This window comes from Sphingomonas flavalba (genome assembly GCF_004796535.1).
Lineage (GTDB): Bacteria > Pseudomonadota > Alphaproteobacteria > Sphingomonadales > Sphingomonadaceae > Sphingomonas_L > Sphingomonas_L flavalba.
The window spans coordinates 266,060-288,898 of record NZ_SPHY01000003.1 but is presented as its reverse complement, the minus strand read 5'-3'; the positions used below and the strand labels follow the sequence as shown (position 1 = coordinate 288,898).

At 69.9% G+C, this 22,839-nt stretch carries 24 protein-coding genes; 6 read left to right on the top strand and 18 right to left on the bottom strand.

Translation table 11 applies throughout. From position 1 onward, the window contains the following. Positions 1–2 precede the first annotated feature (2 nt). From E4A53_RS05155 to E4A53_RS05135, 5 genes are all read right to left on the bottom strand, one after another. Positions 3–1,235 carry a cytochrome P450 gene (locus E4A53_RS05155; RefSeq protein WP_136162012.1) on the bottom strand — a complete coding sequence of 411 codons (1,233 nt, stop codon included), beginning with the start codon at positions 1,233–1,235 and terminating at the stop codon, positions 3–5. Positions 1,236–1,308: 73 nt separating this feature from the next. Continuing rightward, a complete protein-coding gene (locus E4A53_RS05150) occupies positions 1,309–2,499 on the bottom strand; it encodes an ABC transporter permease (RefSeq protein ID WP_136162011.1) in 1,191 nt (396 codons plus the stop codon). Beyond that, positions 2,496–3,401 carry an ABC transporter ATP-binding protein gene (locus E4A53_RS05145; protein ID WP_136162010.1) on the bottom strand — a complete coding sequence of 302 codons (906 nt, stop codon included), beginning with the start codon at positions 3,399–3,401 and terminating at the stop codon, positions 2,496–2,498. The genes E4A53_RS05150 and E4A53_RS05145 overlap by 4 nt, the downstream gene beginning before the upstream one ends. Positions 3,402–3,471: 70 nt before the next feature. Further along, positions 3,472–3,855, bottom strand: a complete 384-nt coding sequence (locus E4A53_RS05140) for a hypothetical protein (RefSeq protein WP_136162009.1) — start codon at positions 3,853–3,855, stop codon at positions 3,472–3,474. Next, a complete protein-coding gene (locus E4A53_RS05135; RefSeq protein ID WP_338054975.1) occupies positions 3,852–4,571 on the bottom strand; it encodes an EI24 domain-containing protein in 720 nt (239 codons plus the stop codon). The genes E4A53_RS05140 and E4A53_RS05135 overlap by 4 nt, the downstream gene beginning before the upstream one ends. Before the next feature lie 62 nt (positions 4,572–4,633). On the opposite strand from E4A53_RS05135, the gene E4A53_RS05130 reads away from it, so the two are divergent. Then, complete coding sequence (locus E4A53_RS05130) at positions 4,634–5,632, top strand: adenosine kinase (RefSeq protein ID WP_136162008.1); 999 nt, start codon at positions 4,634–4,636, stop codon at positions 5,630–5,632. 180 nt (positions 5,633–5,812) lie between these two features. Here the strand turns inward: E4A53_RS05130 and E4A53_RS05125 are convergent, their stop codons facing one another. Both E4A53_RS05125 and E4A53_RS05120 read right to left on the bottom strand, forming a co-directional pair. Further along, on the bottom strand, positions 5,813–6,796 hold the full coding sequence (locus tag E4A53_RS05125; protein WP_136162007.1) for an NAD(P)H-dependent flavin oxidoreductase: 984 nt from the start codon (positions 6,794–6,796) through the stop codon (positions 5,813–5,815). A gap of 73 nt (positions 6,797–6,869) precedes the next feature. Beyond that, positions 6,870–7,295 carry an RrF2 family transcriptional regulator gene (locus E4A53_RS05120; RefSeq protein ID WP_136162006.1) on the bottom strand — a complete coding sequence of 142 codons (426 nt, stop codon included), beginning with the start codon at positions 7,293–7,295 and terminating at the stop codon, positions 6,870–6,872. A 64-nt stretch (positions 7,296–7,359) separates the two neighbouring features. On the opposite strand from E4A53_RS05120, the gene E4A53_RS05115 reads away from it, so the two are divergent. Next, on the top strand, positions 7,360–8,175 hold the full coding sequence (locus E4A53_RS05115) for a kinase (protein WP_136162005.1): 816 nt from the start codon (positions 7,360–7,362) through the stop codon (positions 8,173–8,175). On the opposite strand, the gene leuA is transcribed toward E4A53_RS05115, so the two are convergent. The 7 genes from leuA to miaA all read right to left on the bottom strand — a co-directional run bounded on the left by leuA (position 8,156) and on the right by miaA (position 15,461). Further along, entirely contained in the window at positions 8,156–9,823 is a 1,668-nt protein-coding gene (gene leuA / locus E4A53_RS05110) for a 2-isopropylmalate synthase (RefSeq protein WP_136162004.1), read from the bottom strand. The two genes, E4A53_RS05115 and leuA, sit on opposite strands and share 20 nt — an antisense overlap. 218 nt (positions 9,824–10,041) lie before the next feature. Continuing rightward, a complete protein-coding gene (locus tag E4A53_RS05105; protein WP_136162003.1) occupies positions 10,042–10,653 on the bottom strand; it encodes a YceI family protein in 612 nt (203 codons plus the stop codon). Between the two features lie 122 nt (positions 10,654–10,775). Continuing rightward, complete coding sequence (ilvC, locus tag E4A53_RS05100) at positions 10,776–11,795, bottom strand: ketol-acid reductoisomerase (protein WP_136162002.1); 1,020 nt, start codon at positions 11,793–11,795, stop codon at positions 10,776–10,778. 59 nt (positions 11,796–11,854) lie between these two features. Further along, positions 11,855–12,370 (bottom strand): acetolactate synthase small subunit, encoded by a 516-nt coding sequence (gene ilvN, locus E4A53_RS05095; RefSeq protein WP_136162080.1) that lies wholly within the window; start codon positions 12,368–12,370, stop codon positions 11,855–11,857. Beyond that, on the bottom strand, positions 12,370–12,684 hold the full coding sequence (locus E4A53_RS05090) for a hypothetical protein (RefSeq protein WP_136162001.1): 315 nt from the start codon (positions 12,682–12,684) through the stop codon (positions 12,370–12,372). The genes ilvN and E4A53_RS05090 overlap by 1 nt, the downstream gene beginning before the upstream one ends. After that, positions 12,684–14,432: an acetolactate synthase 3 large subunit gene (locus tag E4A53_RS05085; RefSeq protein ID WP_136162000.1), complete on the bottom strand. Its 1,749-nt coding sequence runs from the start codon at positions 14,430–14,432 to the stop codon at positions 12,684–12,686. Before E4A53_RS05085 ends, E4A53_RS05090 begins: the two co-directional genes overlap by 1 nt. A 96-nt stretch (positions 14,433–14,528) precedes the next feature. Beyond that, positions 14,529–15,461: a tRNA (adenosine(37)-N6)-dimethylallyltransferase MiaA gene (gene miaA / locus E4A53_RS05080; RefSeq protein WP_136161999.1), complete on the bottom strand. Its 933-nt coding sequence runs from the start codon at positions 15,459–15,461 to the stop codon at positions 14,529–14,531. On the opposite strand from miaA, the gene serB reads away from it, so the two are divergent. Then, positions 15,454–16,341 (top strand): phosphoserine phosphatase SerB, encoded by an 888-nt coding sequence (gene serB, locus E4A53_RS05075; RefSeq protein WP_136161998.1) that lies wholly within the window; start codon positions 15,454–15,456, stop codon positions 16,339–16,341. The two genes, miaA and serB, sit on opposite strands and share 8 nt — an antisense overlap. Here serB and E4A53_RS05070 read toward each other — a convergent pair. After that, positions 16,338–16,751 (bottom strand): MerR family transcriptional regulator, encoded by a 414-nt coding sequence (locus tag E4A53_RS05070; RefSeq protein WP_136161997.1) that lies wholly within the window; start codon positions 16,749–16,751, stop codon positions 16,338–16,340. The genes serB and E4A53_RS05070 overlap by 4 nt on opposite strands. A 70-nt stretch (positions 16,752–16,821) precedes the next feature. Between E4A53_RS05070 and E4A53_RS05065 the strand changes: the two genes are divergently transcribed. Continuing rightward, the gene (locus E4A53_RS05065; RefSeq protein WP_136161996.1) at positions 16,822–17,487 is read left to right on the top strand and encodes a cation efflux transmembrane domain-containing protein; all 666 of its coding nucleotides are present in this window, start codon (positions 16,822–16,824) and stop codon (positions 17,485–17,487) included. Here E4A53_RS05065 and aqpZ read toward each other — a convergent pair. Together aqpZ and E4A53_RS05055 are read right to left on the bottom strand one after the other, a co-directional pair. Continuing rightward, positions 17,448–18,158: an aquaporin Z gene (aqpZ, locus tag E4A53_RS05060; protein WP_136161995.1), complete on the bottom strand. Its 711-nt coding sequence runs from the start codon at positions 18,156–18,158 to the stop codon at positions 17,448–17,450. The two genes, E4A53_RS05065 and aqpZ, sit on opposite strands and share 40 nt — an antisense overlap. A 58-nt stretch (positions 18,159–18,216) precedes the next feature. Beyond that, positions 18,217–19,608: a helix-turn-helix domain-containing protein gene (locus E4A53_RS05055; RefSeq protein WP_136161994.1), complete on the bottom strand. Its 1,392-nt coding sequence runs from the start codon at positions 19,606–19,608 to the stop codon at positions 18,217–18,219. 165 nt (positions 19,609–19,773) lie between these two features. On the opposite strand from E4A53_RS05055, the gene aceA reads away from it, so the two are divergent. Further along, positions 19,774–21,054 carry an isocitrate lyase gene (aceA, locus tag E4A53_RS05050; protein ID WP_136161993.1) on the top strand — a complete coding sequence of 427 codons (1,281 nt, stop codon included), beginning with the start codon at positions 19,774–19,776 and terminating at the stop codon, positions 21,052–21,054. 45 nt (positions 21,055–21,099) lie between these two features. On the opposite strand, the gene E4A53_RS05045 is transcribed toward aceA, so the two are convergent. Next, a complete protein-coding gene (locus E4A53_RS05045; RefSeq protein ID WP_136161992.1) occupies positions 21,100–21,546 on the bottom strand; it encodes a cupin domain-containing protein in 447 nt (148 codons plus the stop codon). A gap of 97 nt (positions 21,547–21,643) precedes the next feature. On the opposite strand from E4A53_RS05045, the gene dapE reads away from it, so the two are divergent. Next, the gene (dapE, locus tag E4A53_RS05040) at positions 21,644–22,768 is read left to right on the top strand and encodes a succinyl-diaminopimelate desuccinylase (protein WP_136161991.1); all 1,125 of its coding nucleotides are present in this window, start codon (positions 21,644–21,646) and stop codon (positions 22,766–22,768) included. Positions 22,769–22,839: the final 71 nt, after the last annotated feature.

The window sequence follows — 22,839 nt, the reverse complement described above, 5'->3', positions numbered from 1 at the left end:
CGCTAATACCGGCTCAGCTCCACCGGCAGCTTGCGATAGCCGTTGACGAAGCAGGCGGCGACGCGCACCGGCTGGTCCAGCACGTTGACCCGCAGCCGGCGCCTGGCCATCTCCTCCAGCAGGATCTGGATCTGCATCTCGGCCAGGCGCGCGCCGACGCAGCGATGGATGCCGTAGCCGAAGGCCAGGTGCCGCCGCGCGTTCGGCCGGTCGACGATCAGCCTGTCCGGGTCCTCGAACACGCTCTCGTCACGGTTGGCGGAAATGTACCACAGCGCCAGTTTGTCGCCGGCGCGGATTGCCTGCCCGTCCAGCTCGGTGTCGGCGGTGGCGGTGCGGCGCATATGGGCCAGCGGCGTCTGCCAGCGGATGATCTCGCTGACCGTGTTGGGGATCAGGCCGGGGTCCGCCTCCAGTTTCGCGCGCTGGTCGGGGAATGTGTCGAGCGCATACATCGCCCCGGTCATCGAATTGCGGGTGGTGTCGTTGCCGCCGACGATCAGCAGGATCAGGTTGCCGATGAACTCGCCGTCGTCCATGTGGCTCATCGCCTCGGAATGGATCATCATCGAGATCAGGTCGGCCGCCGGCGGCTGGTTGATCCGCTCCTCCCACAACCGCTTGAAATAGCTGGCGCACTCGAACATGTGGCCCAGCCGTTCCTGCCGGCTCTCGGCATTGTGGACCAGCTCGATGTCGCCCGCCCAGTCGGACCAGAAGGTCAGCTTGCGCCGGTCCTCCCACGGGAAGGCGAACAGGATTGCCAGCATCTGGGTGGTCAGTTCTATCGACACCCGGTCGACCCAGTCGAACCGCACGCCGACCGGCAGCGTGTCCAGAATCTCCTGCGTCCGGCGGCGGATGTCGTCGGCCATGCCGGCGAGCGCGCTGGGTGCGAAGGCGGGGGCGATCGTCCGCCGCTGGGCGGTGTGCACCGGCCGGTCGCGGGCGATGAACATCGGCATCGCGTAGTCGTCGTCCAGCCGGTCGGCGAGGGTGATGCCGCCCAGTTCGGACGAGAATAGCTCCGGCAGCGATTCGACATGGACGATCGGCTTGTAGGTCGACACCGACCAATAGGGGCCGAAGGCGGAATGTTCGCAGTAATAGACCGGCGCCTCGGCGCGCAGCCGGCGGAACGGCTCATGCCATTGGTGGTCGCGGTAGATTTCGGCGCGGCTGACGTCGAGCGGATCGACCGCCGCCGCCGCTGCATCCTCGGCAAGCGTCGCCATGGTTCAGGCCCTCTCCCGCCGGCCGCGTCATCGCGGCCCGGACCGGGGTAGAGTGCCATTGCTTACATGAATGTCAATGGCGCGCCGGTGCCGCCCCGCCCGATTTCAGCACACCGCGCCGGAACAGCCGCGCGGCGAGCATCACCGTTGCCGCCACCCACGCCATTTGCCAGGCGATCGCGGCAAGATGCGGCAGGATCGCCGGGCTGGTCGCCGCCCGCGCCGCCATCGCGAAGGGCGAGCTGAACGGGAATATGGCGGCGAACAGGCCGACGGCGCTGTCCGGCCGCGCCGCGGCGGCGGAGGACAAGCCGAACATGCCGACCTGGAACAGGGTGATCGGCAGCGACAGCATCTGAATCTCGCGCATCGACCCGGCCTGCGCGCCGACCCCCAGGAACACCGCACCGAGCAGCAGGAAGGCGAGGGTGAAATAGATGAGGAACAGGGCGACGAACAGCGGCATGCCGACGGCCGGCGCGATCCGCTCGATCAGCGCCGCGTGGTCCGGCAGCAGCATCAGCCCCTGGCCGAGCAACGTTGCCCAGAAGGCGATGAACAGCAGTGCGACGCCGAACATGCCGATCAGCTTGCCGAGGAACACCGATTCCAGCGGCACGGCGGCGGCGAGGATCTCGATCACCTTGTTGGTGCGCTCCTCTGCCAGCATGCCGACCGACTGGCCGGCGAGCAGCAGGGTCAGGAAAAAGATCAGGAACACCGCGCCGAAGCCGGTCGACTGGCGGCCGTCGTCGGCAGAGGGGGCGGCGGCGAGGGCAACCCGCCGTGGCGCGCTGCGCCGTTCCGCCCCGGCCAGCGCGCGTTCGGCGACCTCACCGAGCCAGGTCGCGGCGCGCTCGCCATGCGGGCGGTAGAGGATCGTCGGCGCGGCGAGCGGGCCGGAAAGCACCGCCACGACGTGGCGGGCGGGTGCGTCCAGCATCGAGCGCGCCTGCTTGGCCGGGTCGGCGCCCGCCGTCTCGACGATCAGCTCTGGCGGCGCCTCGCCGGGGCGGAACACCCCGCGCAGCGCTGCGTCGGCGGCGGCGAAGCGTCGGCCCTCGTCGGCCGGCAGCACGGCGACAATCCGCGCCCGCTCCGCCCCGCCGTCGGCCAGTTGTGCCGCCCCGACCCCGCCGATCGCGGCGAAGCCGACCATCAGCAGCGGCGCGAGCAGGAATACCAGGAAGGTCGGCGTGAAAACGATCGCGGTGAAATCGCGCCGCGCGATGACCAGCGTCTGACGCAGGAACCGGCCGGTCATCGCCCGTTCCCGCCGACGATGGCGACGAACACGTCGTGCAGCCCGGGCCGTTCGATAGACAGGCCGGCGACGCCGTGTCCCTTCTCGATCAGCCGGGCGAGCAGCGCCTCCATTCCTTCGTCCGGCACGGTGAAGGCATAGCCGTCGCCGCTGCGCTCGGCATCGGCGGGGAGCAGCGCCCGCACCGTGTCGTCGCCCGCTTTCGGCACGAAATGCGCGCGCAGCGGCAACAGCGCCCGCGCCTCCGCCACCGTGCCCTCGAACCGGCGCTGTCCGCCGGCGATGATCGCGATCCGGTCACACAGCCGCTGGGCGTGGGCCATCACATGGGTACACAGCAGAATCGTCGCGCCGCGCGCCTGCTCGCCGCGGATCAGCGCCTCCAGCCGTTCCTGGTTGACCGGGTCTAGGCCGGAAAACGGCTCGTCCAGAACCAGCAGCGCCGGCCGGTGGACCAGCGCACCGAGAAGCTGGACGAGCTGCGCCATGCCCTTCGACAGCTTGCGGATCTTCTGGTCGGCGGCATGGCCCAGCCCCGCCGCGTCCAGCAGCTCGGCCGCCCGCCCCCGCCCGGTCTTCCAGTCGAGGCCGCGCAGCGCGCCCATGAAGGCGATCGCCTCGCGCGCCTTCATGCCGGGGTAGAGGCCGCGCTCTTCCGGCAGATAGCCGATATGGTCGCCTGCCGCGCGCGGCCGGTCGTGGTCGAGCACGCGGCAATGGCCTTCGTCCGGGTCGATGATCCCCATCAGCATGCGCAGCGCCGTGGTCTTGCCGGCGCCATTGGGGCCGAGCACGCCGTAGATCGTGCCGGCGGGAATCGCCAGGTCGACATGGTCGACGGCCACATGCCCGCCGAAGCGCTTGACCAGCCCGGTCGCGCACACCGCCAGAGCATCGTTCACCGCTGCGCGCCTTTCGTCTCCGGCATCGGCGGAGCGTGGCAGGCCCGGCTTAACATCGCGTTGCCCGCCGTCATTTGCCCCCGGTCCGGCGGACGAGCGCGGCGACGCAGCTGGCGCGGTCGATGTCCTGCCCGTCGGGCTGGCGCGCGTCGATATAGCGGACGACCGGCTCGGCCTGCGCGGCGGGCGGATAGAGATAGGCGTCGAGCACGCAGATCGCGCTGGCGAACTGCAGCTTGCGGGCGCTCGCCTCGCGCACGTCCAGGTCCGGCTGGCCGAACAGCGCGACCAGTGCGGATGCCGGCTTGCCCATCACCCGCTCCAGCCCGACCAGGCCGAAGGCAGGCGGCCGGACCACCGGCGCGGCTTGTGGGCGCGGCACCAGCGGCGCCGTGGCACAGCCGCCGGTCAGCAGCGCCGCCGCGATCGCCCCGCTCACCCAGCCCTTCGTCATTGCCTACCCCCGTGAAAGCGGTGCGTGGCCAGCGCGGCGCCGATCGCCGGCGCCAGCAGGTTGACCACAGGAATCACGAACAGCAGCGTCGCGACAAGCCCGATCAGCGCGCGCGGGCCTCGCGTCGCCGCAAGCCAGCCCTTCATCGCCGCCGCCGGCACATGGCGCGCCGCGACCATCTCGCCCAGGTCGCGGCCGAGCAGCGGCGCGTTGACCGCGGCGAACAGCAGCGGCGCCAGCGGCGCGCCGACCGCGCTGACCAGCAGCAGCAGATAGAAGGGCGCCGCGACCAGATTGGCGAGGATCGCCCGCGCCGCCGACCGCCCGCCCATCGCCAGCGCGCGATGCAGCCGCACCGGCCGCGCCCGCGCCGCCTCCGCCGGATAATGGCGCTGCTCGACCGCGGCGACGATCGTGTCGGCGAACAGGCCGATCACCGCCACCGCCACGGCGCGGAACAGCAGCCAGCCGGTCAGGATGGTCAGCAGCGTCGCCGCCGTCGCGGCGATCGCCCCGGCATGGCCGATGCCGGCATGGGCCAGCAGCATCCGCCCGCCAAGACCGAGCGCGACGCCACTCGTGGCGAAGATCAGCAGGGTCAGCGCCAGCGAGCGCAGGATGACGCCGACGATCGCCGGGTCGCCGAGCTGGCGCAGCGTCAGGATCAGCGCCCGGACCATCGCCGCACCCTGCGCGCCGCCGCCGCGCGCGGTCAAGTTGACGAATGCGAAGCGACCGCTATTCCGGCGCTCATCCAGCAGAACAAGAAGGACAGGCAGTGGCTGCACCCCAATATGATGTCGTCGCCATCGGCAACGCGATCGTCGACGTCATCGCCAAGGCGGATGACGCGTTCATCGTCGCCGAGAATCTGAAGAAGAACACGATGCAGCTGCTGTTCTCGATGGAGGCGGCCGAGGCGCTCTATGCGAAGATGGGGCCGGGGATCGAAGCGAGCGGCGGCTCGGCGGCCAACACCGTCGCCGGCCTCGCCGCGCTCGGCCACCGCTGCGGCTTCATCGGCCAGGTCGCCGACGACCAGCTCGGCGGCGTGTTCGCGCACGACATCCGCACCCTCGGCGTTACCTTCGACACGCCGATGCGCAGCGGCGATCCGTCGACGGCGCGCTGCCTGATCCTGGTCACGCCCGACGGCCACCGGACGATGAATACCTATCTCGGCGCGTCGCAGTTCCTGCCGGCCGCCGCGCTCGACCCGACGCTGATCGCCGATGCCGCGATCCTCTACCTCGAAGGCTATCTGTGGGACCCGGAGGAACCGCGCCAGGCGATGCGCGCGGCGATCGACATCGCCCGCAAGGCCGGGCGCAAGGTGGCGTTCACCCTGTCCGACACTTTCTGCATCTCGCGCCACCGCGCCGACTTCCTCGCGCTGATCGCCAATGGCGACATCGATATCCTGTTCGCCAACGAGGCGGAGATCACCGCCCTCAACGAAACCGAGGATTTCGAGGCGGCGGTCGCCGCGACGGCGGCGCAGGTGCCGCTGCTCGTCGTCACCCGCAGCGAGCAGGGCGCGCTTGCCGTCGCCGGCGGTGAGCGCGTTGCCGTCCCGGCCGAGCCGGTCGCCGAGGTTATCGACACCACCGGTGCCGGCGACCTGTTCGCCGCCGGCTTCCTCGCCGGGCAGGCGCGGGGCCTGTCGCTGGCGGACAGCCTGACGATGGGCGCCGTCGCGGCGGCGGAGATCATCTCCCATTACGGCGCGCGGCCGGAAGCGGACCTGAAAGCCCTCGTCGCCGCCCGCCTGGGCTGAACCGGAAGGCCGATCGTGCTCCTGCGAAAGCAGGAGCCTAGGGTGTATGACTCTGGGCTCCTGCCTGCGCAGGAGCACTGCGGCGCCGAACCGTCATTGCGAGCCGCGCAGCGGCGCGGCAATCCCGTACTGGAGTTTGTCTGCTTTAGGCTGGCCGGTGCCGCTTGAACGGGACGAACCCTAACCGCGCGGCCGGTAATCGGACCGGGCGATCAGCTCGGCGCGGGCGGCGTGGTATTCGCGCTCCAGCCGGTCGACCCGGTCGGCGACGCTTTCGACCTGGTCGACGGAGCCGATGCCCTGGCCGGAGCCCCAGATGTCGCGCCACGCCTTCTTGGCGCTGTTGCCGCCGGAGCCGAAGTCCATCGTCTTGTAATCGCCCTTCGGCAGATTGTCCGGATCCAGCCCGGCCGCCTCGATCGACCCGCGCAGATAGTTGCCGTGCACGCCGGTGAACAGGTCGGAATAGACGATGTCGGCGGCGTGGCCGGCGACGATGCCGTCCTTGTAGCCGGCGCTCGCATTGGCCTCCGTCGTCGCGATGAACGCGGATCCGATATAGGCGAGGTCGGCGCCGGTCGCCTGCGCCGCCAGCACCGACCGGCCGTTGCCGATCGCGCCGGACAGCACGACCGGCCCGTCGAACCAGCGCCGGATCTCCGACACCAGCGCGAAGGGGGAGATGACGCCGGCATGGCCACCGGCGCCGGCCGCGACCGGGATCAGCCCGTCGGCGCCCTTCTCGATCGCCTTGCGGGCGAAGCGGTCGTTGATCACGTCGTGCAGGGTGATGCCGCCCCAGCCGTGGACCGCGTGGTTCAGGTCCTCGCGCGCGCCGAGCGAGGTGATGACGATCGGCACCTGCCATTTGGCGCAGGTCGCCAGGTCCGCCTCCAGCCGGTCGTTCGACTTGTGGACGATCTGGTTGACCGCGAACGGCGCCGCTGGCCTGTCCGGGTGGTCGCGGTTCCACGCCGCCAGCTCTTCGGTGATCCGGTGCAGCCATTCGTCGAGCAGGGTCTGCGGCCGGGCGTTCAGCGCCGGGAACGACCCGACGATCCCCGCCTTGCACTGGGCGATGACCAGTTCCGGGCCGGACACGATGAACATCGGGGAAGCGATGATCGGCAGGCGCAGCCGGTCGAACAGCGGGGGAAGGCTCATGCCCCATTCCTAGCGCGCGCTACGCCGCTGTCCAGTTGCGCGGAAACCCCCGGGGCCCCGCCCCGAAAGCGGCTCAGGCGGCGATCAGCTCGCTGATCGGGTCGGACAGGGTGATGCCGTCCAGCACGTTCGCCACCTCGTCACGCACGCGCAGCATGACGAAATGGATCCGGCATTCCTCCTGGCTGACGCAGTTTTCGCATGGCGCGTATGCACGGCGGCTGGCGCACGGCACCAGCGCCAGCGAGCCGCGGGTCAGCCGGACGATATGGCCGTAGCTGATCTCGTGCGGGGGCCGCGCCAGCCAATAGCCGCCGTCCTTGCCGCGCTGGGTATCGACCAGCCCGGCCCGGCTCATCTCGGACAGGATGACGGTCAGGAACTTGGCGGGAATATTCTGCGTCTCGGCGATCGCGGTCAGCTGGATCGGCCCCTCGCCGTAACGGTCGGCGAGATGGAGCAGCGCCCGAATTGCATACCGTGTCCGTTGAGAAAGCATGCCGTCCCATGGCCGCGACGAGCCGGTTTTGCAAGCTTTTGCGCCGCGCCTATAGCTGAACGGGATGGACCCGTTGCACGATGCGCACACCCCGGCCCACGCCGCCATCGCCCGGGCCTTGTCCCGGCATCGCGGCGGCCCGCTGATCGTCGGCATCGCCGGCGCGCAGGGCAGCGGCAAATCGACCCTCGCCGCCCGGCTGGCGCAGACGTTCGGCGCCGGCGGATTGCGCGTCGCCTGTCTGTCGATCGACGACCTCTATCTGCCGCGCGCCGACCGCCTGGCGCTTGCCGCCGCCGAGCATCCGCTGTGGATCACCCGCGGCCCGCCCGGCACCCACGACATCGCCCTCGGCCACCGGCTGTTCGACGCGCTGGCCGGCACCGGCCCGGTCCGCCTGCCGCGCTTTGACAAGGCGGTGGACGACCGGCTGCCGGACTCCGCCTGGCCGGTAGTCGCGGCGCCGGTCGACCTGATCCTGTTCGAAGGCTGGCTGGTCGGCGCCCGGCCTCAGGATGCGGTGGCGCTGGCGGCGCCGGTCAACGCGCTGGAGCGGGACGAGGACGCCGACGGTCGCTGGCGCCGCCGCGCCAACCAGCTTCTCGCCACCCTCTACCAGCCGCTGTTCGCCCGGATCGCGGTGCAGATCCTGCTCGCCGCCCCCGCCTTCTCCGTCGTCCACCGCTGGCGCGCGGAACAGGAGGCGGCGCTCCCCCACTCAGCGATGGACACCGCCGCCCTCACCCGCTTCATCGCCCATTACGAGCGACTGACCCGCCACATCCTGACCGAAATGCCCGCCCGCGCCGACTGCCTCATCCGCCTCGACGCCAACCGGCGGGTGGTCGAGGCAGTGTCGCTCAGCTGTTCAACCGGTTGACCGCGCTCAGCACGGCGCGGACGGAGGCGGTGGCGACGTCGAGGTCGATGCCGACGCCCCAGACGCTGCGGCCGTCGGGCGTTCGGCATTCGACATAGGCGGCGGCGTGCACCCCGGCGCCCTTGCCGATCGCGTGCTCGCTATAGTCGGCGACGTCGAGGTCGACACCGCAGCCGCTGTTCAGCGCGGCGAGCACGCTGGAGATCAGGCCGTTGCCGCGTCCGCCGACCGAGCGCAGCGCGCCGTCGACGCCGATATGCCCGGCGAAGATGCGGTCGCCGTTGGGCGCCCGGCTTTCGTCATAGGCGTCGAGGGTGAAACGCTGCTCGCCGGACAGGCGGTAGGTCTGCTCGAACAGCGACCAGATGTCGCCGGCGTCCAGCTCGCGGCCGTTGTCGTCGGCCAGTTGCTGGACGTGGCGGCTGAAATCGGCCTGCAGCCGCTTGGGCAGCTTCAACCCCTTGTCCTGTTCCAGCACCCAGGCGACGCCGCCCTTGCCGGATTGCGAATTGACGCGGATCACCGCCTCGTAGCTGCGGCCGAGATCGGCCGGGTCGATCGGCAGGTAGGGCACTTCCCAATAATCGTCGTTGCGCTGCTCCTGCGCGGCGAAGCCCTTCTTGATCGCGTCCTGATGGCTGCCGGAAAAGGCGGTGAACACCAGTTCGCCGGCATAGGGGTGGCGCGGGTGGACGGGCAGGGCGTTGCAATATTCGACCGTCTGGATCACCGAATCGATGTCGGAAAAGTCCAGCTTCGGGTCGACGCCCTGAGTGTAGAGGTTCAGGCCCAGCGTCACCAGGTCGACGTTGCCGGTGCGCTCGCCATTGCCGAACAGGCAGCCCTCGACCCGGTCGGCGCCGGCCATCAGGCCCAGCTCGGCGGCGGCGACGCCGGTGCCGCGGTCGTTGTGCGGGTGCAGGCTGATGACGACGCTGTCGCGGTTGGGGATGTTGCGGCCGAACCATTCGATCTGGTCGGCATAGATGTTGGGCGTTGCCGCCTCGACGGTGGCCGGCAGGTTCAGGATCAGCGGGTGGTCCGGCGTCGGGCGCAGCACGTCCATCACCGCCGCGCAGACCTCGACCGAGAAATCCAGCTCGGCGGTGGAGAAGGTTTCCGGGCTATATTCGAAATGCCAGTCGGTGTCCGGCCGCTTCGCCGCCTCGTCGCGCAGAATCTTGGCGCCGTCGACCGCGATCTGGCGTACCTCGGCGCGGTCCATCTGGAACACGATCCGCCGCCACGCCGGCGACACCGCGTTGTAGAGGTGGACGATCGCGCGCCGCGCGCCCTCCAGGCTCTCGAAGCTTTTCTCGATCAGGTCGCGGCGCGACTGGGTCAGCACCTGGACGGTCACGTCGTCGGGGATGCGGCCGGACCGGACGAGGCCGCTGATATAGTCGAACTCGGTCGCCCCGGCGGACGGGAAGCCGACCTCGATCTCCTTCACGCCGACGCGGACGAGCAGGTCGAAGAAGCGCTGCTTCTTCTCGCTGTCCATCGGGTCGATCAGCGCCTGGTTGCCGTCGCGCATGTCGGTGGACAGCCAGCGCGGCGCGCGGGTGATGGTGCGCGACGGCCATTGGCGGTCGGCGATCGGCACCTGCGGGAACGCTCGGTATTTGGTCGAAGGATCGGCAATCATGATGCGGCTTTCGGAATCAGCGGCGGGGCTATGCCCGTCTGGCTTGAAGATGCTGAACCCTTAGGCGCGGTGCGCAGCCCGGACCGGGCGCGCGACGGGGAACACGCCTAAGGGCGTGTAAGTCGAAGCAGGAAAAGGCCGCCGAGCGACTGCATGGCTGCGCGATAGCCCGGCTGCCGCCGCAAAGTCCATCCCTTTCTTGGCGGCCGGGCTGGCCGCTACGCCTTCTCGAACGCAACGGTGATCGCCAGCGGCACGGCGTCGGACACCGCCGGCACACCGAAACTTATGCCGAAATCGCTGCGCCTGATCGTCGTCGTCGCCTCGAAGCCGACGGTCGCCGCCTTCGACATCGGGTTCGGCCCGGCGCCGACGAAGCGCGCGTCGAGCGTCACCGGGCGGGTCACCCCGCGCAGGGTCAGCGAGCCGGTGATCGTCGCGCGGGTGCCGTCCACCGCCACGCTCGTCGACTTGAATGTCGCGGTTGGGAAATTGGCGGCGTCGAAAAAATCCGGCGACAGCAGATGCTTGTCGAGCGCGGCGCTGGTCGTCACCACGCCGGCGATCGGAATGGTGATCGACACGGTGGCGTCGGCCAGTCGCGCCGGATCGATGGTCAGCGTGCCGGTCGCGCCGCCGATCAGGCCGTGAAAGGCGTTGAAGCCCAGATGGTTGACCGACCAGGCGATCTGGGTGTGGGCGCTGTCGGCCTGATAGGTGCCGGCGGCGACGCGGCTCGGGTCGGCGGTGCCGGAAACCGGCATCGGCGCCTGCGCGGTCGCGGTGACGGTGGCGAGCAGCAGCGGCAGGGCGAAGGGAACAAGGCGCATCGGGTGTCACTCCACGGCGGCAGGGCGGAATCGAAACGGGAACCGGCGCCGCCGGTTCCCGCATGGGCGCTGTAGCATTCGCCGGCCGCTCCGGGAACGGCCGGTGCATCGGCCCGTTCGCGTCAGTTGCGGCTCTTGTCGACCAGCTTGTTGGCCCCGATCCACGGCATCATCGCGCGCAGCTCGGCCCCCGTCTTTTCGATCGGATGGGCGGCGGCGGCCTTGCGCGCCGCCTTCAGTTCCGGCTGGCCGGCGCGGTTGTCGAGGACGAAATTCTTGACGAAGCGGCCGCCCTGGATGTCGGCCAGCACCCGCTTCATCTCCTTCTTGGTGTCCTCGGTGATGATCCGGGGGCCGGTGGTGATGTCGCCGTATTCGGCGGTGTTGCTGATCGAATAGCGCATGTTGGCGATGCCGCCCTCATACATCAGGTCGACGATCAGCTTCACTTCGTGCAGGCATTCGAAATAGGCCATTTCCGGTGCGTAGCCGGCCTCGGTCAGCGTTTCGAACCCGGCCTGGATCAGATGGGTCAGGCCGCCGCACAGCACCGCCTGCTCGCCGAACAGGTCGGTTTCGCATTCCTCGCGGAAATTGGTCTCGATGATGCCGGAACGGCCGCCGCCGATCGCGGAGGCGTAGGACAACGCCAGATCATGGGCGTTGCCGCTCGAATCCTGGGCCACCGCGATCAGGCAGGGCACGCCGCCGCCGCGCACATATTCGGAACGGACGGTGTGGCCCGGGCCCTTCGGCGCGATCATGATCACGTCGAGGTCGGCGCGCGGCTCGATCAGCGAGAAATGGACGTTCAGGCCGTGGGCGAAGGCCAGCACCGCGCCCTGCTTCAGGTTCGGCGCCAGGTCCTCGGCATAGATCGCCGCCTGATGCTCGTCGGGCGCCAGGATCATCACGATGTCGGCCCATTTCGCCGCCTCGGCGTTGGTCATCACCTTGAAGCCGGCGCCTTCCGCCTTCTTGGCGGTGGCGGAACCGGCGCGCAGCGCGATCGCCACTTCGGCAACGCCGGAATCGCGCAGGTTCTGCGCATGGGCATGGCCTTGGCTGCCATAGCCGAGGATGGCGATCTTCTTGCCCTTGACCAGGCCGAGATCGGCGTCGCGATCGTAATAGACACGCATGATGAAACCTCTTTTCGATGGAAAGTTGGACAGGTGACTGGCCCGGCAGGCGGGCGGGTTCAGGCCGGGTCGCGCCCCCGGGTGATGGCGACGATGCCGGTGCGGGCGACCTCGACCAGCCCGACCTCGCGCATCAGCCCGACGAAGGTGTCGATCTTGTCGCTGCCGCCGGTCACCTCGAACACGAAGCTGCCGGTCGTCGCGTCGACGACGCGGGCGCGGTAGACATCGGCCAGGCGCAGCGCCTCGATCCGGTGCTCGCCGGCGCCGGCGACCTTGACCAGCGCCAGCTCGCGCTCGACATGCGGGCCGTGGGCGGTCAGGTCCAGCACCTTGTGCACCGGCACCAGCCGGTCGAGCTGGGCGATGATCTGTTCCAGCACATGCGACGATCCGCTGGTGACGATGGTGATCCGGCTGACGCTTTCGTCCTCGGTCACGTCGGCGACGGTCAGGCTCTCGATGTTGTAGCCGCGCGCGGTGAACATGCCGGCGATCCGCGCCAGTATGCCCGCCTCGTTGTCGACGGTGACGGACAGGGTGTGGCGCTCGATCGCCTCGGTGCGGATGCGCATCATGCCTGCTCCCGCTGGGCGGCGAGGGTGCCGATCATGTCGAAATGCCATTCGCTTCCGCGCCAGCGGCGGATGTTGACGGCAAGGCCGAGGATCCGCTCCCCCACCCCCGCCAGTTGCTCGCCGACATAGCGCGGCGACACCAGCAGCCGGTCGAAACTCTCATCACCGATTGTCCAGCTTCGTTCGAAATTCACGATCCATTCGCCTTCGTCTTCCGGCGTCGTCGTCCAGCCGACCAGGTCGGCGGTGCCGTTCGCCGCTTCGAAATGCAGCGGCTCCGCGATGTGGATGCGCAGAGCCCGCCGCTGCATCACACCAGTGCTTTCGCCTCGTCGCCCATCTCGCCGGACACCTCCGCCTGGTCGAGGAGCATCTCGGTATGGGCCGCCCCCGACGGGATCATCGGGAAGCAGTTGGCCAGCTTGGCGACCCGGCAGTCGACCAGCACCGGCCCGTCGGTTTCCAGCATCCGGGCTATGCCGTCCTCCAGCTCCGCCGGCTTCTCGATGCGCAGCCCGGTCCAGCCATAGGCCTCGGCCAACTTGACGAAATCGGGCAGCGATTCGCTGTAGCTTTCCGAATAGCGGCCGCCATAGGTCAGGTCCTGCCACTGGCGGACCATGCCCATATATTCGTTGTTGAGGATGAACAGCTTGACCGGCAGCCGGTACTGCGTCGCGGTGCCCAGCTCCTGGATGTTCATCTGGATCGACGCCTCGCCGGCGATGTCGATGACCAGCGCGTTGGGGTTGCCGACCTGCGCGCCGATCGCGGCGGGCAGGCCGTAGCCCATCGTGCCGAGCCCGCCGGAGGTCAGCCATTTGTTCGGCGCCTCGAAGCCGAAATGCTGGGCCGCCCACATCTGGTGCTGGCCGACCTCGGTGGTGATGATCGGGTTCAGCGCGTGCGTCGCCCGCCACAGCGCGCGGATCGCCTGCTGCGGCATGATCTCCTGTTTCGACGCCGGGAAGGCCAGGCTCTTCTTCGCCCGCCAGCCTTCGATCCGCTTCCACCAGGCGGCCAGGTCCGGCTTCGGGTGCTGGCGCGCCTTCCAGACGCGGACCATGTCCTCCAGCACCAGCCCGACGTCGCCGACGACGGCCAGGTCGACGCGGACATTCTTGTTGATCGACGACCGGTCGATGTCGACGTGGATCTTGCGGCTGCCCGGGCTGAACGCGTCGAGCCGCCCGGTCACCCGGTCGTCGAAACGGGCGCCCAGGCACAGCATCAGGTCGCAGCCGTGCATCGCCATGTTGGCTTCGTAGGTGCCGTGCATGCCCAGCATGCCCAGCCACTGCGGCGACGATGCCGGCAACGCGCCCAGCCCCATCAGCGTGGAGGTGACCGGTGCGCCGCTGATCCGCGCCAGCTCGCGCAGTAACTGGCTGGCGCCCGGCCCGGCGTTGATGATGCCGCCGCCGGTGTAAAGGATCGGCCGCTCCGCCGCCGCCAGCATGTCGACGATCGCCTCGATCTCTGCCGCGTCGGCCTTCAGCCGGGGGCGGTAGGTCTTGTGCTCGATGACGCCGGGCTTGCGGTAGGGCGCGCTCGCCACCTGCACGTCCTTCGGGATGTCGACGACGACCGGGCCGGGCCGGCCGGCGGTGGCGATGTAGAACGCCTCGTGGATCACGTCGCCCAGCTTTGCGGGGTCGCGCACCAGGTAGTTGTGCTTGGTGACGTGCCGGGTGATGCCGATCGTGTCGGCCTCCTGGAACGCGTCGGTGCCGATCAGCGTCGTCGGCACCTGCCCGGTCAGCACGACGATCGGGATCGAATCCATCAGCGCGTCGGTGATGCCGGTGACGGCGTTGGTCGCACCGGGGCCGGAGGTGACGAGGACGACGCCGGGCTTGCCGGTCGCGCGGGCATAACCCTCGGCGGCATGGGCGGCGCCCTGCTCGTGGCGGACGAGGACGTGGCGGATCCGCTTCTGCTTGAACAGTGCGTCATAAATCGGAAGCACCGCGCCGCCCGGGTAGCCGAAGATCACTTCGACGCCCAGATCGGTCAGGGCTTCAACCAATATGTCCGCACCGCTGCGTTCGCGTGTCATCACCATTTCCCAAGAATCGCTGGGTTCAGCTTCTCGCGTCGCCGGCCGGCAAACGCAAGCGCGCGCCCTATTGGTAATAATATGGCATGTCAACCACTATGACAGCAACATTGTTTCAATTTTCCCAATAAGGGCGGAATCCGCTTGCGCCGTACGCGGCCATTCGGCCGGCGGCTGGTGGTTGAACCAGGTATATTGGCGCTTGGCATAGCGCCGGGTCGCCGCCTGGGCGGTGGCGATCGCGGCGGCGCGGTCGTGGGTTCCATCCAGCCAGCCGGCGATCTCGCGCACGCCGATCGCCCGCATCACCGGCAGCGCCGGGTCCAGCCGCCTGGCGCGCAGCCGCTCCACCTCCTCCACCGCGCCGCCCGCCATCATCGCCTCGAACCGCCGGTCGCAGCATTCGAACAACCAGTCGCGCGGCGGCAGCAGCAGCGTCGGCACCAGCCGGATCGCATCGCCGATGCCGCCGACCCGCTCGCTCTGCCAGTCGGCCAGCGTCCGCCCGGTCGATCGCACCACCTCCAGCGCGCGGGCGACGCGGCTGGTGTCGGCGGCGGCAAGCCGTGCAGCCGCCGCCGGGTCCTCGGCGGCCAGCGCGCGATGGGCCTCGGCAACCGGCAGCGCCCGCACCGCGCGGCGCACCGCCGGGTCGATCTCCGGCACCGGCGCGATGCCGTCGAGCAGGGTACGCAGGTACAGCCCGGTGCCGCCGACCAGGATCGGCACGCGCTCGTCACGCCATGCTTCGGCGATCGCCGCCCGCGCCTCCGCCGCCCAGCGCGCGGCCGAACAGGCCTCGGCCCCGTCGACATGGCCGAACAGCCGGTGCGGCGCCCGCGCGGTCTCGACGGCGTCGGGCCGCGCCGACAGCACCGCCAGGTCGGCGTAGACCTGCGCCGAATCGGCGTTGACGATCACCGACGGCAGCCGCTCGGCCAGCGCCAGCGCAAGTGCCGACTTGCCGCTGGCCGTCGGCCCCGCGATAAGCGCCACCGTTCGACGCTCTGGGGGAATGTCCGTGTTCATCGCCACGCTGATAGCATCGCAGTCCCTGGCGCGCGGCGATATTTCGGCTGCCGCCGATCGTCTCGCCGCCGCCGGCGCGGCACTGGCGGAGACGACGGAGACCGATCCGGGCGTCGCCGCCGACCTGCGCTTCGGCGGCGATCCGGTCGCGGCCCGCGCCGCGCTGGAAGGGGCGTTTCCCGGTGTCGACGTCGTCGTCCAGCCGGCGCAGGGGCGGGAGAAGCGGCTGCTGATCGCCGACATGGATTCGACGATGATCACCGTCGAGTGCATCGATGAGCTGGCCGACTATATGGGCCTGCGCGCGGAAATCTCCGCCGTCACCGAACGGGCGATGCGCGGAGAGCTGGATTTCGAATCGGCGCTCGACGCCCGCGTCGCGCTGCTCGCCGGGCTGGACGAAGACGTGCTCGCCCGCTGCCATGACGAACGCGTCCGCATCATGCCCGGTGCCCGCGCACTGGTCCGCACGATGCGGGCGCGGGGCGCCACCGCGCTGCTCGTCTCCGGCGGCTTCACCCACTTCGCCGACCGGGTGGCGGCGGCGATCGGCTTCGACCGCGCGCTGTCCAACCGGCTTGCGCTTGACGGCGGGGTGCTCGCCGGCACCGTCCATCGCCCGATCGTCGATGCGGAGGCCAAGCGGCGCACCCTGCTCGCCGCGCTCGCCGAGTCCGGGCTCGATCGTTCGGCCAGCCTCGCGGTCGGCGACGGCGCCAACGACATCCCGATGATCCGCGAAGCCGGCCTCGGCGTCGCCTACCACGCCAAGCCGGCGACCGCCGCCGCCGCCGCCGCGCGGATCGCCCATGGCGACCTGACCGTCCTGCTCCACGCCCAGGGCATCCGCCGTGCCGACTGGGAAGCCGACGCCGATTAATCCGGGCGGCGCGGCCCCGGCCCCAGCGCCTCGATGATCCCGCATTCGGCGATCGTGCCGGCGTGACACTGGGCGAGCAGCCCGCTCAGTTCGCGGCGCAGCGCCGTCAGGTCGGCGATCTTGTGGTCGACCATCGCCAGTTGCTCGCGCGTCATGTCGTCGACCTCGCCGCACGGCCGCGTCCGGTCGTCGGACAGCGCCAGCAGGGTGCGGACCTGATCGAGCGTGAAGCCCAGCGCGCGGGCGCGGCGGATGAAGCTCAGCCGCGCGACATGGCGCCCATCATAGGCGCGGTAATTGCCGGCGGTGCGCGGCGGCGCGGCGAGCAGGCCGATCGTCTCGTAATAGCGGATCGTCTCGTTGCTGGTGCCGGTCAACGCGGCGAGGCGGCCGATGGTCAGCGCGGACATGGGGCTTGACCCTGCAGTTGCTACAGGGTGCATATGGGGCGTTGCATCGAGTCTGTCGAGGTAACTGCCCATGTCCGCCCATTGCTGCTCCGGCACCCCCGATCCGTCGAACAGCCCGCGCTGGCGCCGGGCGCTGTGGATCGCGCTCGCCGTAAACGGTACGATGTTCGTCGCCGAAATGGCCGCCGGGCTTGCCGCCGGGTCGATGGCGCTGCGTGCCGACGCGCTCGATTTCCTGGGGGACAGCGCCAATTACGCGATCAGCCTGATGGTCGTCGGCATGGCGCTCGCCTGGCGCGCGCGCGCCGCGCTGCTGAAGGGCGCGACGCTGCTGCTGTTCGGCCTGTGGATCGTCGCCGGCACCGGCTGGGCGGCGCTCCACGGCTCGGCACCGGAACCGGCGGTGATGGGCACGTTCGGCGTCGTCGCGCTGGTCGCCAACGTCGCGGTCGCGGCGCTGCTCTACCGCTACCGCACCGGCGACGCGAACATGCGCTCGGTGTGGATCTGCTCGCGCAACGACGCGGTCGGCAACTGCGCGGTGATGCTCGCCGCGCTCGGCGTGTTCGGCACCGGTACTGCCTGGCCCGACCTGATCGTCGCGGCGCTGATGGCGGGGCTGGCGCTGTGGGGCGGCGCCCAGATCGTCGCCCAGGCGGCCGGGGAGCTGCGCGGCGGCGGCGCCCCGGCCCACGGTCATTCGGCGGTCGATCCGTCGCCGGCCAGCCAGCGATAGGCAAAGCCGCCGGCGACGCCGCCGACGATCGGCGCCAGCCAGAACAGCCAGAGCTGCTGTAAAGCCAGGCCGCCGACGAGCAGCGCCGGGCCGGTGCTGCGCGCCGGGTTGACCGACGTATTGGTCACCGGGATCGCGATCAGGTGGATAAGGGTCAGCACCAGGCCGATCGCGATCGGTGCGAAGCCGGCCGGCACCCGCCGGTCGGTCGCCCCGGCGATCACGAACAGGAAGCCGAAGGTCAGGGTGATCTCGATCAGCAGGCCGGACAGCAGCGTGTAGTGGCCGGGCGACTGCTCGCCATAGCCGTTGACCGCGAGGCCGGTGCTGGTCAGCACGAAATCCGGCGCGCCGCTGGCGATGAACAGCAGCAGCCAGGCGGCCAGGATCGCGCCCAGCACCTGGGCGATCACATAGGGGACGATCTCGCGCGCCGGGAAACGCCCGGCCGCCCACAGGCCGACGGTCACCGCCGGGTTGATGTGGCAGCCGGAAATATGGCCGATCGCATAGGCCATGGTCAGCAGCGTCAGGCCGAAGGCCAGCGCCACCCCGGCGAATCCGATGCCGAAACCGGGAAAGCCGGCGGCGAGCACGGCGGCGCCGCAGCCGCCGAACACCAGCCAGAACGTACCGAAAAGCTCTGCGAACAAACGATTGGGTGAAGGCATGACGTCACTCCCCTGTCGTGTATGGCGTGAGCGATACGAACCGGTTTCGCCGGTGCGGTCAATCCTCCGCGAAGACGAAGGCGGACAGGCCGCGCTCGCGCTCGTCGACGCTCAGCGCCCGGCCGGCCGGCGGGGCCGAACGCTGCGGGCAGCCGGCGCGGGCGCAATCGCGGCAGCCAAGGCCGACCGGCGTCGCCGCGCCCTGGCGCAGGTCGATGCCGCGGGCCAGCGCAAGCGGCGCCGCCAGCCCGGCCTCCAGCCCCAGCGCCACGGCGAACACCGCGTCGACCCCGCCGCTGCGCTGGCCCTGCGGGTGGACGGCGCGCGCCATGGTGAACCAGCGGCTGTCGTCCTCCAGCGCGACGAGCTGGGCGATCGTCTCGCCCGGCCGGGCGAAGGCGGCGTGGACCTGCCACAGTGGGCAGCGCCCCCCCGCCTCGACCAGCGCCGCGCCGGACGCGCCGGCATAGCGTTTCGACGCCTGGCCGGCGCGGTCGATGCGCAGCATGAAGAAGGGCAGGCCGCGCGCGCCGACGCGTTGCAGCGTCGTCAGCCGATGGGCGACCTGCTCGAACCCGGCGCCGAACCGGCGCTGGAGCAGCGCGATGTCGTAGCCGCTCGCCTCGCAGGCGCGCAGGAAGCGGGCATAGGGCATCATCACCGCCGCCGCGAAATAGCTGGTCAGGTGGCGGCGGTAGAGGCGTTCGGCGATGCGGTCGGCGAAGCCGGCGCCGCGCGCCAGCGCGTCGATCTCCGCCTTCGCCTCGATCTGGGCGAGCTGGCTGGCGGCGTGGAAGCTGCGCGACGCCGGGTCGAGCATTTCGGAAAGCTGCAGCTGGCGGGCGTGGAGGTCCAGCCGGCGCAGCCGGTCCGGCATCACCTCCACCGGCAGGATGCGGATGCCAAGCTGGTGGCGGACGCGCAGCCGCTCGGCGATCGCGCCGTACAGGTCGCCGGCGCCCATCCGCAGCTCGTCGGCCAGCCGCTCGGCGGCGGCGTCCAGGTCGGCGAAATGGTTGCGCCAGCGCTCGATCTCGCGCCGGACGGCGGCGATCGCATCGTCCTCGGCGGCTACGGGCGCGCCGCCCCCGGCGCGCAGCGCGTCGAACGCGCGGGCGAAGGCGGCCGCGCCACCCGGCGCCGCCGACAGCCAGTCCTCCACCTCCTGCCGGTCGACCGCGATGTCGGCGAACAGCGGGTCGGTCAGCCGGCGGCGGATCGCTTCGGCGCCGCCGCCCGGCGCGTCGGCGGACAGCGCCAGCGGGTCGAAGTCATAGGTCTCGGCCAGCCGCAGCAGCAGCGCCGCCGACAGCGGCCGCTGGTTGCGCTCGACCAGATTCAGGTAGCTCGGCGATATGCCGAGCGCCTCGGCCATCGCCGCCTGGGTCAGCCCGGCGCCGCGCCGCAGCCGCCGCACCGCATGGCCGCCGAAGATCTTGCGTTCCGCCATCCGCGCCTCCTGCAAGTGATGTAAATTAATTTACAAATCGACACAATGGTGCGCCGCAATAGCCACGCTATGACATCAATTTACAGCGTCGCCTGCTGGCGCATGGCCGAAAATCCGCGCATCTGCCGGGCAACCGCCCGGTGGGCTTGTAAAGGATATAGCGCGATGACCAGCTTCTCAGACCTGATAACCTCGCCGGAAGGCCGCTTCGACGGCATCCGCCGCACCTACACCCCGGCCGATGTCGAGAAGCTGCGCGGTTCCTTCCCGATCGAATACACCCTCGCCCGCCGCGGCGCGCTGAAGCTGTGGGAACTGCTGAAGTCGGAAGACTATATCAACGCGCTCGGCGCCCTCTCCGGCAACCAGGCGATGCAGATGGTCCGCGCCGGGCTGAAGGCGATCTACCTGTCCGGCTGGCAGGTCGCCGCCGACGCCAACACCGCCGGCGCGATGTACCCGGACCAGTCGCTCTACCCGGCCAATGCCGGGCCGGAACTGTGCCGCCGGATCAACCGCACCCTGCAACGCGCCGACCAGATCGAACATAGCGAGGGCGGGGCGGAGCGCGACTGGTTCGCGCCGATCGTCGCCGATGCGGAGGCCGGCTTCGGCGGGCCGCTCAACTGCTTCGAGATCATGAAGGCCTATATCGAGGCGGGCGCCGCCGGCGTCCATTTCGAGGACCAGTTGGCGTCGGAAAAGAAGTGCGGCCACCTCGGCGGCAAGGTGCTGATCCCGACCCAGGCGCATATCCGCAACCTGAACGCCGCGCGCCTTGCCGCCGACGTCTGCGGCGTGCCGACCGTGCTCGTCGCCCGCACCGACGCGGAGAGCGCGAAGCTGATCACCTCCGACGTCGACGAGCGCGATCATGAATGGCTGACCGGCGAGCGCACGCCGGAAGGCTTCTTCCGCCTGCGCGAAGGCACCGGCGTCGACCATTGCATCAAGCGCGGCATCGCCTTCGCCGAGCACGCCGATCTCTTGTGGTGGGAAACAAGCCATCCGAACCTTGAGGATGCCAAGCGGTTCGCCGAGGCGGTGCAGAAGGCGCACCCGGGCAAGATGATGGCGTACAACTGCTCGCCCAGCTTCAACTGGGAAGCGAAGCTGGACAAGGCGACGATCGCGAAGTTCCAGCGTGAGCTGGGGGCGATGGGCTACAAGTTCCAGTTCGTCACGCTGGCCGGCTTCCATCAGCTCAACCACGGCATGTTCGAGCTGGCGCGCGGTTACAAGGATCGGGGCATGGCCGCCTATTCGGAACTGCAGCAGGCGGAATTCGGCAGCGAGGCGGCCGGCTACACCGCCACCCGCCACCAGCGGGAAGTCGGCACCGGCTATTTCGATCTGGTCGCCACCGCTGTCTCCGGTGGCGAGGCGTCGACCACCGCCCTCGCCGAATCGACGGAAGCGGATCAGTTCAAGAAGAACGCCGCTTAGGCACAGACAACCGATGCAGCCCCGGTTCGGCCACCCGGGCCGGGGCTAGAATGCCGATCCGTCCTTATGGCGTTGCCCGACGCCGGCAACCAGATGCATGTCGATGTCGGGATAGTGGCAGTCGGTTGCTGAGGGGCGGCCGACTGCCACGAACACGCAATCCGCCCCGCTTTCGTTGATCAGGACATGGCCGTTGCCGTCGCCCTTGGGGAAGGCGGCGATGTCGCCGGCGCGCAGTGGCGTGCGGCCATGGTCGTCGACCAGCACCGCCTCGCCGGCCAGCATCACCACCATCTCGTCCTCGCCCTCGTGCCAGTGGCGCTGCGATGACCATGCCCCCGGCTTCAGCGTCACATGGCTGGCGCCGAAATCGCTCAGCCCGGCGGCGGGCGCCAGCCGGCGATACCAGCGCCCCTGCACCTTGTCGGCATAGTGCGGCGGATAGCCGGTGGCGTTGGTCTCGGGGATCGAATCGACGGCGATCTTCGGCATCGGCCGGTCCTTTGCGGGAATGACAAACGATCTTGCCTTGTCCCGGCGGAAGAATGAAGAGGGCGCCCGACCTCCGGCGGCATCAGGACGACGCAGCATGACCCTCGACCCGATTGCCCTCGCCAGCCGGTTGATCGCCTGCGACAGCATCACCCCGGCGCGCGGCGCGGTGTTCGACGCGCTGGAGGCGATGCTGACCCCGCTCGGCTTTTCGGTCGAACGCTTCGTCGTTGGCGAGGCGCCGGACGGCCCGGTCGAGAACCTGCTGGCGGTGCGCGGCACCGGCGGCCCGCATTTCGCCTTCGCCGGCCATCTCGACGTGGTGCCGCCGGGAGAGGGATGGGCCAGCGATCCGTTCGCGCCGACGCTGCGGGGCGGGCTGCTCCACGGGCGCGGCGCCGTCGACATGAAGGGCGCGATCGCCGCCTTCGTCGCCGCCCTCGCCGGGCTGGAGCAGGCGGACGGCACGATCAGCCTGATCATCACCGGCGACGAGGAAGGCCCTGCGATCCACGGCACCCGCGCCCTGATCGCGCGGATGGCGGAGCGCGGCCTGCGCCCCGACCTGTGCCTGATCGGCGAACCGACCTCGGTCGCCCGGCTGGGCGACATGGTCAAGATCGGCCGGCGCGGCTCGGTCAACATGTGGATCGCCGTGCCGGGCGTGCAGGGCCATGTCGCCTACCCGCACCTGGCCGACAACCCGATCCCGAAGCTGGTCCGCATCCTGGCGGCGATCGAGGCGATCCACCTCGACGACGGCACCGACTGGTTCCAGCCGTCGAACATCGAAATCACCGACCTGACCGTCGGCAACCCGGCGACCAACGTCATCCCCGCCGCTGCCCATGCCCGGCTCAGCATCCGTTTCAACGCGTTGCATCGGGGCGAGGCGCTGGTCGAGCGCATCCGCACCACCGTCGCCGCCGAAGCGCCGGACGCGACGCTGAAAGCGCAGATCTCTGGCGAGGCGTTTCTCAGCAAGCCGGGGCCGCTGTCCGATCTGGTGTCGGATGCGATCCATGCCCGGCTCGGCATCCGGCCGGAATTGTCGACCACCGGCGGCACCTCCGACGCGCGCTTTCTCTCCGCCCTCTGCCCGGTGATCGAATTCGGCCTGCCCAACGCGACGATGCACAAGCTGGACGAGGCCGCCGCCGTCGAAGACCTCCGAATGCTCACCCTGATCTATCGCGACATCGCGACGCGGGCGCTCGGCTAGAGTTTGGTCCCGCACCGACCCACTCCCCCACCCGGCCTCCCATTTCAGGATACTGTCGCTGGGAGGCCGGG

Coding starts and splice junctions, on each gene's coding strand:
- E4A53_RS05155 (WP_136162012.1), bottom strand. CDS start 1,235: ATGGCGACGCTTGCCGAGGATGCAGCGGCGGCGGCGGTCGATCCGCTC.
- E4A53_RS05105 (WP_136162003.1), bottom strand. CDS start 10,653: ATGCGCCTTGTTCCCTTCGCCCTGCCGCTGCTGCTCGCCACCGTCACC.
- E4A53_RS05045 (WP_136161992.1), bottom strand. CDS start 21,546: ATGCCGAAGATCGCCGTCGATTCGATCCCCGAGACCAACGCCACCGGC.
- aceA (WP_136161993.1), top strand. CDS start 19,774: ATGACCAGCTTCTCAGACCTGATAACCTCGCCGGAAGGCCGCTTCGAC.
- aqpZ (WP_136161995.1), bottom strand. CDS start 18,158: ATGCCTTCACCCAATCGTTTGTTCGCAGAGCTTTTCGGTACGTTCTGG.
- ilvN (WP_136162080.1), bottom strand. CDS start 12,370: ATGCGCATCCGCACCGAGGCGATCGAGCGCCACACCCTGTCCGTCACC.
- E4A53_RS05055 (WP_136161994.1), bottom strand. CDS start 19,608: ATGGCGGAACGCAAGATCTTCGGCGGCCATGCGGTGCGGCGGCTGCGG.
- ilvC (WP_136162002.1), bottom strand. CDS start 11,795: ATGCGTGTCTATTACGATCGCGACGCCGATCTCGGCCTGGTCAAGGGC.
- leuA (WP_136162004.1), bottom strand. CDS start 9,823: ATGATTGCCGATCCTTCGACCAAATACCGAGCGTTCCCGCAGGTGCCG.
- E4A53_RS05070 (WP_136161997.1), bottom strand. CDS start 16,751: ATGTCCGCGCTGACCATCGGCCGCCTCGCCGCGTTGACCGGCACCAGC.
- E4A53_RS05065 (WP_136161996.1), top strand. CDS start 16,822: ATGTCCGCCCATTGCTGCTCCGGCACCCCCGATCCGTCGAACAGCCCG.
- E4A53_RS05115 (WP_136162005.1), top strand. CDS start 7,360: ATGGACCCGTTGCACGATGCGCACACCCCGGCCCACGCCGCCATCGCC.
- E4A53_RS05120 (WP_136162006.1), bottom strand. CDS start 7,295: ATGCTTTCTCAACGGACACGGTATGCAATTCGGGCGCTGCTCCATCTC.
- dapE (WP_136161991.1), top strand. CDS start 21,644: ATGACCCTCGACCCGATTGCCCTCGCCAGCCGGTTGATCGCCTGCGAC.
- E4A53_RS05090 (WP_136162001.1), bottom strand. CDS start 12,684: ATGCAGCGGCGGGCTCTGCGCATCCACATCGCGGAGCCGCTGCATTTC.
- E4A53_RS05085 (WP_136162000.1), bottom strand. CDS start 14,432: ATGACACGCGAACGCAGCGGTGCGGACATATTGGTTGAAGCCCTGACC.
- E4A53_RS05150 (WP_136162011.1), bottom strand. CDS start 2,499: ATGACCGGCCGGTTCCTGCGTCAGACGCTGGTCATCGCGCGGCGCGAT.
- miaA (WP_136161999.1), bottom strand. CDS start 15,461: ATGAACACGGACATTCCCCCAGAGCGTCGAACGGTGGCGCTTATCGCG.
- E4A53_RS05125 (WP_136162007.1), bottom strand. CDS start 6,796: ATGAGCCTTCCCCCGCTGTTCGACCGGCTGCGCCTGCCGATCATCGCT.
- E4A53_RS05140 (WP_136162009.1), bottom strand. CDS start 3,855: ATGACGAAGGGCTGGGTGAGCGGGGCGATCGCGGCGGCGCTGCTGACC.